The sequence below is a fragment of the Clostridia bacterium genome, from assembly GCA_035561135.1.
In the GTDB taxonomy this organism is placed as follows: Bacteria; Acidobacteriota; Terriglobia; order Terriglobales; family Acidobacteriaceae; genus DATMYA01.
The window spans coordinates 121,545-128,635 of the sequence record DATMYA010000057.1; the positions used below are offsets into that span (position 1 = coordinate 121,545).

The following is a 7,091-nucleotide window of genomic DNA, read 5'->3' on the forward strand; positions in this document are numbered from 1 at the left end:
TGTTTGCGGGTGGCCATCAAAGCAAACAGCACTTCTTGAACTTTCGTCCGCTCCCGCAGGGACAGGGGTCATTTCGGCCGATCTTTTGTCCGCGACCGTCGGGTGCTTTCAAACTAATGTGCGAACCGGTTCTTGGATATGCGCTAACGATCTGATCCATTCTCTTATCTTTCTGCCACGCAAAATCAAGCTCTAGACCAAATCGTAGTGACGCGTCCGGCGCGATGCTGATACCATGCCAGCGAACCGCCTGGGCTTTGTACTTGCGCAACAGGCAGTGCCTTTCAAGCTTCGGACCTGCAACGTCGATGGGGTCCATATTGCAATGCACGGTGAGCCCCTCACCGCTTTCCCCCATTGGCACTGTGAGATCGTGGTGGCGCCCGTCGAGCGCCGATTGCCTGGCCATTCTGTCGATGGCGGTACTTATGTTGACAACCGCCTCCTCGGCTACGCAGAGGAGAGCAAAGCCAAGATTGATCGTTCCGGGATTGGGCCTGGATTCAATTGCCTTAAGGATCTCTCCCACTCTGGTGCCTTTGATCCGGGTCAATATCCCATCTGGCGTACGCTTGCCGGAAGCTGCTTCCCGTCTGACCATCATCGCAACATCTAGATCTGCGGTCAGATCATCGCCAAGTTGAATTAGATCGAGTTTCTTATCAAACCAGAGGTTCCGTTTGAGGTGGTAAGACAAGATAGTCAGTTCGTGGCCGGCGAGGACTTTCTCCTGGTAGTTGGCCCGTCTGTCGATATAGCTCAGGAAGTAGAGGGGAGTGTCGAGCATCTCCGCCATCGTGTCCAATGTAAAGATGTCGAGCACGAACGGAGGCTGGATAATGGGATTTGGTTCGTGCTTCAGGAACTGCCATGCTTGAAAGCTCAGCGCCGGATAATGGTCCGAGACGGCGCAGAGAAGATATATCTTCTTGAGCTTTCGCGGGACTTCTATCTTGTTGCCATCACTTGCAAGGAATGTTCGCTCCCCACCGGCAAGCATCTCGGCACAGGCAAACGCCTGGTCATACGAGTCCTGAACACTCTTCTTGAAGTCGTCGCGGATCAGGTTGTCATTGCCTTTTCGCGCTTCCAAGGTCAGGCGCTTTGCCTTCGCCTGCACTACGATGGCACGATCCGCGAATAGGACTAGTGTGTCGATCTCACCCGCATCTTTTCCCTTGGCTTCGGGGATTCTGACGTTCGAGAACACAGCTCCTTTTCCAAGCACTGACTCGAGCCGCGCCTGCGAGAAGGCTTCGACAAATCTGCCTCTATTCCTCAACGCGGTGTCGCGGTAGTCTCGGTCATCGCACATCCAGTAAAACGGCGACTCGTAGAGCGATTGTTGTAGGGTGTATTGCTCGAGTAGAAGCAAACGACCATCGCCGACAGGAATAATGGGTAGTGCAGAAACCACGTTGAAGTCATGGATCGCGCGAAACGCCACGTTTCGATTGCTGGCCGGGAGCAAGAAGGCGTTTATGACTCTCTCGACGACGCTGAAATCTACGCGGAGAGTCTTTGCGATCTCGTCGGTACTGAAAAGATGGCAGGGTAAGAACGTCCACTGCTCCGGGCGGCGCTGCGCAAGATTATCAACAATATCAGTGAACTTGTTGTTCTGAGACTGGATGATGGCATGCACTACATCGCGAGCAGTCTCAATCGTGAAGCCTTTGTGCCTCTCAAGCCATGGATTATCAGCTTGGTACTTAGGTACGGAGAGGTCACGGAACTGGAAGGAATAAGCGGACTCACCGCCATAAAAGATCGGCTCGCGAAGGTGTAAGCCCTTCTCAAAAGGGTTCGTCTTTTCTCCCGATTCAATTACGGCCCGCAAATCCTCAAATGCAGGCTGCAGCATGCTCTGATGGAATTCCTTAAGCAGCTTCTCAGTTTCGTCGATGTAGTGCTGAACGGTTCCGGAATCGGGCAATGACCAGTCGATCTCCTGCTGCACCATCAGGCCGATCAATGTCGAAGTCTCCGTGCGAATCAGATGGTCCGGCGAGAATAGACGTTCCATGTCCGCGGAGCCCATCTCATCGGCATACATGATGACGCTGTCTCGAAAGCAAAGATAAGCCAAAGCGTGAACGTACCCTCGCGAGGTGCAAAGGGTAGATAGATCCCGGAAAATCAACGATTCGTCGCGCATTTGAGAGCTGATTCATTCTAAGCCTAATAGGGAGTGATCTCCCTAACAATGCAGTCAAAGCCCCGGACATCGCTGGCCGGGGTTTTCCTTTGCGCAGGCTCCGCGCCCTCGCGATGCGCCAATACCAACCAAACATCAACCTAGAAAGGACAACTGATGCAATGAACGATGAACCAACGAAATTGATGAATGATGACGACATCCCGGCGTCTCTGCGACGTGCAAAGAAAGAGCCATCCAAGATGGTCGCGCTCCGCATCCCGCTGTCCTGGTGGGAAGAACTGAGCGCCTTGGCCCGAGAATTCGACCAAGACGTCTCCACGTTCTTGCGCGAAGCAACCGAAGACTGGCTTCGCCGGGCTCGCAAGGTCCACCAGACCAATCAATCGCGCGACCAGGGCGCCGATGCCCGCCGGAAATGAAAGACGAATGCGGCATGGAGACCATTTGGACGACTTACAAGGTTTGCCCTATACCGGACTTCGCACACGCTCCGTAATCTTCTGATCAGGAACAACCTGTTCGGCAACAGCACCTGAAGGCGTTACGGCGCTAGACGGTTCGCCCTCGATCGTTGCCGCCGACCAATCGTTTCCAACTCAATCGGCCAGAAGGGCGCGCTCTGCGCGCGATCGCGGAAGTGTGCCCGGCGGCCAGAAGGATAAATAAGTGGAGAACTCAGCAACAGCAAAATACCCGACGTTGGAGGCCATCTTGGCTCTCCAGAACCTCCCGCTTCAACCGATGTACACGAACCGCGACGTCGCGCAGATCTTCGACGTGTGCGTCCGCGCGATCCAGAACTGGATCACCGCCGGCCGTCTTAAGCCGCGCGACCTCCCCGGACGCTGGAAGTTCTTCCCGCAGGACCTCGAAGAGTTTCTCAAGACCAGCAATAAGGGGCGGGCATGAGCCGGCCCTGCAAGGGCTGTGATGGCCGAATCGGATGCGCGTGCATGCGCTCCGGTTCGGTATATCAGCCCGTCAATCGTTTACTGCGGCCCGGTTCGCCGTCTCCGTACGGACTGCGCAGTTGTTCCGCTTTTATACGCACATTCAACCAGTTCAAGTTCAAGTTCATTCCGAAGGAAATGCATATATGACGTTCGCAGTTGTTCAGGATGGTTCGCAGATTGCAAATGGACTTCGGCGCAATGCCGACGATTCCGCAGCGATTCGAACAGAAGTGCAGTCGCTCGCTGATCTTCTCGGTTGTCTTGAGACGCAAGCAACATCGCAGTTGCCTATGCTGCGTACTACGGCAGGAAAGATCTCCGCCTTCCTGGGGAAGTCCGTCGATGAGATCTCGCTTGATCTGGTACATGCGAATCGAGAAGGATTCCGACCTTTCTTGGAAGGTCTGCGCTACAAGGAAGGATCTGTTCGCAGCTACGTTAACTATCTTCGGATGCTACTGCAAGCAGCCGAAGAGCTCGGCTGGCAACCGTTCGCCCATCTACCAGTCGAATGGCAGTCGGTAGTCAATGCAGGCAAGAAGAAGAAGTGTTTGACACTCATTAAGTTTCTCGCGCAGCGAAAGGCGAGCCCGGAAGATGTCCGCCAAGAGGATCTTAATTGCTGGATCGAGCAGAGCGTTGCCCAGGGGAAGCGTTTTGTAACAGCGCAGTATCAGGTCAACACGGCATGGCGCACTCTGATTGCTTGCGGCTATACGAAGAACGCTCCCTTTGTATTCCTTCGCAAGAAGAAGTACGGCGTTCCCCTGGCGGAGTTCCCAAAGCCTCTCAAACAGCAGGTCGAGGAGGTCCTCCGGTGGAAATCGGCGAAGTTCGAGCTGGACCGCCCGAAACGGGCGAAGGTGCGTCAGGTGTCTGCGCAGAGCATTCAACAGAGCTTCAGTTCCCTGTACGGTTACGCAACCAAGATCGCCAACTTCGGCGAGATCGACTCGTTGGAGCAGCTCCTGCAGAAGCCCATCGTAGCTGGCTACAGTTCCTGGTGCGTGAACGAGCAGCAAATAAAGGGTCGGCCACTCGTCCCGCAACTTGCTGCTGTCCTCGCGGCAGTCTCAAAGCACCCGCATCACAAAGAGCTCGACTTGGGTTGGTTTCGCGCTCTGCTCGACACGATTCCCATAGAACCGTACGAAGGAGTCAAAGCCCGCAAAGCCAGGAAGTATTTGTCGTACGATGTGCTGGCATCCATTCCGTCGAAGATCCATGCAAAGCGCAAATCAGAGGCGGCACGCGGCGAGGGACATCTCGCTCGCCTAGTCATGGAAGAGTTGATGATCGCGTGGCTGCTTGTATTTCCATGGCGACAACGCAACATTCGCGAATGCAGGATCGCGGGACCGGAGCCGAACCTCTTCAAGGCAGTCGTGGAGGAATTCAGCGAAATCGACATGCCTGAGTGGGCACGTCAAGAACAGGCTGAAAACCCAAAGGCTGAATTCTGGCAGGTAAGGTTCAGTCCGGAGGAGACAAAGACCGAAGTTCCGTTTCATTCCGTCGTGCCACGAACGCTCATTGGGTTGCTTGAAGAGTATTTGTCTGTGCACCGTCCAATCCTCTGTAAAGGACGGGGATTCGACACGCTCTTCATTGCGCCGATGGGCGGGATGATGAGCACGACTTTTGTCGATGACCTTGTGTCCGATTTGACGATTCGCTATGGCGGGCGTCGGGTTACTCCACATCTATTTCGGGACATCTTCGCCTTCGCGTGGCTCAAGGCACATCCGAAGGACTATCTGACCCTGTCGAAGATGCTCTGGCACAAGCATATTTCCACGACGATCAATTACTACGGCAGCCGTTTCAACGGCTCCAGCGCGACAGTAGCAATGGAGTCGTGGCTCGACGAACGCTCCACCAAAGAAGGGAAATGAGGAGGAAATCACATGAGCTGTTCAAACGTTACTCCCGCCTCCGGTTCCGAATTCTTTGTGGACGCGGATGAAGCTGCTCGGTTCTTGAGCATCAACCGCAGGACGCTCCTACATTGGGCGCGTCAGGGCGTCCTACCGGCACATCCTCTCGGCCCTGGGTCGCGCAAAACGTGGCGATTCTTGGTCTCGGAGCTGGGGCAATGGCTCCGTGCTCAGGCGACCGTGAGCTGAAGGATGGCCGCAGTGTTCGGTATCGAGAGCAAAAGCCGTTTGGTAAACTCAGCACCGCCGTCCGTGCTCATTTGGGAGAACGAATGACTGAAAGAGCACGGCACCAACAAGGAAGTGTTGTATTCAACAAGCGAAGTCGAACCTGGCATTTCCTGTGGCGTGAAAACGGATCGAGGAAATCCAGGCTGCTGGGGCCCGAGTCAGATCTGCCGACGAAGGCCTCAGCTCGACGCGCAGCAGAACCCTACCGCCGTCAACTCGTTGACGGCACTAAACAGCAACAAACGCAGTCTGGGGCACCGACCGTGAAATCCTTGGTAGAAAGCTACAGGATTGAGAAGATGCCGACGAGGATCGACACTCGTCGAAGTTACGACGTGTGGCTGCGGCGTCATATTCTCCCGAAGTTCGAGGAGAACATCATCACGGATTTGCAAGCTCGGCCGGTAGAAACCTGGCTGACTGGACTGGCACTTTCACCGAAGAGCAAAGTCCACATCCGAGGCATGTTGCATCTGCTATGGGACTACGCGATGTGGCGGGGAGATGTTCCGACGCAGCGCAATCCCATGGAACTGGTGTCTATCAAGGGCGGTAGTAAGCGGGTCAAGAAGCCGAGGAGCTTAACGGTCGAGGAGTTTGGTCTCTTTGCCGAGCACCTTGAAGAGCCGTTTCGAACCATCGCACTACTGTGCGTCTCGCTCGGTCTTCGCATCAGTGAAGCACTGGGGCTGAAGTGGGCAGACTTCGATTGGAATGGAAGTCGGCTTCAGATCGAACGCGCGATCGTTTGTCAGAACGTTGATGACGTGAAGACGGACGAATCCGGCAAGCAGATGCCGATTGCGGAAGAACTCCTCAGTGAGCTGAAGCTGTGGCACGAAGCTACGGATTTCCCGGCGCCGACCGACTGGGTATTCGCTTCGCCAGCGCAGCTCGGTAAGCTGCCCTGGTCTTACGACCAGATCTGGCGCGTGTACCAGAAGGCGGCGAAAGCGGCCGGCATCGGCGCGTTCGGGACTCATACGCTCCGCCACACCTACCGATCATGGCTTGATGCAGTAGGCACCGGTCTTGCAGTTCAACAAAAGCTCATGCGCCACACCGACATCCGAACCACGTTGAAATATGGCGACGTTGTGACGGATGAAATGGAGCAGGCTCACAGGAAGGTTGTGGGGCTGGCCATGAATGGATCGCAGAGCGGATTGCAGCGACCGTAAGTTGTTGAAAGATGGTGAGCGCGGAAGGAATCGAACCTTCAACCTACTGATTAAGAGTCAGTTGCTCTGCCAATTGAGCTACGCGCCCTTGTTCTGGGCTATTTGGCTGACTGGAATGATCGCGGGAAGCGGCCACACACAGTCTTGGTACGGCTCCTGATGACCAGAAGTACTGAGGTAGTGTAGCAAGCGATTCGACATTCTGCAACCTTCATCGCCGCTGGCAATGCGGCGCGCGTCAATGTCTCCTCCTGTACAGCCTAACAGGTGCGCCGCCGCAGCATTGACCGAAGCTGTCATCGGCGCAAGGCGAACATCATCAAGTCGGGTACGGGTTCGCGACGAAAGCACACTACGCGGCTTCAACGCATTGTGCCGTTAAACGCTCAAAGCCGCGATACGACGGAATACGTTGGCGACAACGCGGTCGCAACGCGTGGCATGGAACGCGTAGGTGTCGGCGCTGCGGAGGCCTGCGCGTTTGAAGAGGTGCTTGCGCATCATGGCGCGGGCACGGTGCAGGCGAATCTTAACGATGTCCGGTGTGAGGTCGAGCGCGGTCGCGGTGTCTTCCGTGCTGAGTTGTTCAACCATTCGGAGAACGAACACGGTGCGGTAGTGGGCTGGA

Annotated in this window: 6 protein-coding genes and 1 tRNA gene; 4 read left to right on the top strand and 3 right to left on the bottom strand. The window is 55.4% G+C overall.

All coding sequences use genetic code 11. The features are described from left to right. Positions 1–16: 16 nt before the first annotated feature. The gene (locus VN622_13250) at positions 17–2,026 is read right to left on the bottom strand and encodes an SEC-C metal-binding domain-containing protein (GenBank protein ID HWR36828.1); all 2,010 of its coding nucleotides are present in this window, start codon (positions 2,024–2,026) and stop codon (positions 17–19) included. Between the two features lie 293 nt (positions 2,027–2,319). Here VN622_13250 and VN622_13255 point away from each other — a divergent pair, with 293 nt between their 5' ends. The 4 genes from VN622_13255 to VN622_13270 all read left to right on the top strand — a co-directional run bounded on the left by VN622_13255 (position 2,320) and on the right by VN622_13270 (position 6,463). Continuing rightward, complete coding sequence (locus VN622_13255; GenBank protein HWR36829.1) at positions 2,320–2,580, top strand: hypothetical protein; 261 nt, start codon at positions 2,320–2,322, stop codon at positions 2,578–2,580. 292 nt (positions 2,581–2,872) lie between these two features. Next, on the top strand, positions 2,873–3,070 hold the full coding sequence (locus VN622_13260) for a helix-turn-helix domain-containing protein (protein ID HWR36830.1): 198 nt from the start codon (positions 2,873–2,875) through the stop codon (positions 3,068–3,070). Positions 3,071–3,257: 187 nt separating this feature from the next. Continuing rightward, positions 3,258–5,009 (top strand): tyrosine-type recombinase/integrase, encoded by a 1,752-nt coding sequence (locus tag VN622_13265; protein ID HWR36831.1) that lies wholly within the window; start codon positions 3,258–3,260, stop codon positions 5,007–5,009. Positions 5,010–5,545: 536 nt separating this feature from the next. After that, the gene (locus tag VN622_13270) at positions 5,546–6,463 is read left to right on the top strand and encodes a tyrosine-type recombinase/integrase (GenBank protein ID HWR36832.1); all 918 of its coding nucleotides are present in this window, start codon (positions 5,546–5,548) and stop codon (positions 6,461–6,463) included. A 12-nt stretch (positions 6,464–6,475) separates the two neighbouring features. Here VN622_13270 and VN622_13275 read toward each other — a convergent pair. Together VN622_13275 and VN622_13280 are read right to left on the bottom strand one after the other, a co-directional pair. Continuing rightward, positions 6,476–6,551 (bottom strand) — tRNA-Lys (locus tag VN622_13275). Between the two features lie 290 nt (positions 6,552–6,841). After that, a partial coding sequence (locus tag VN622_13280; GenBank protein HWR36833.1) for a sigma factor-like helix-turn-helix DNA-binding protein occupies positions 6,842–7,091 on the bottom strand: 250 nt, incomplete at its 5' end.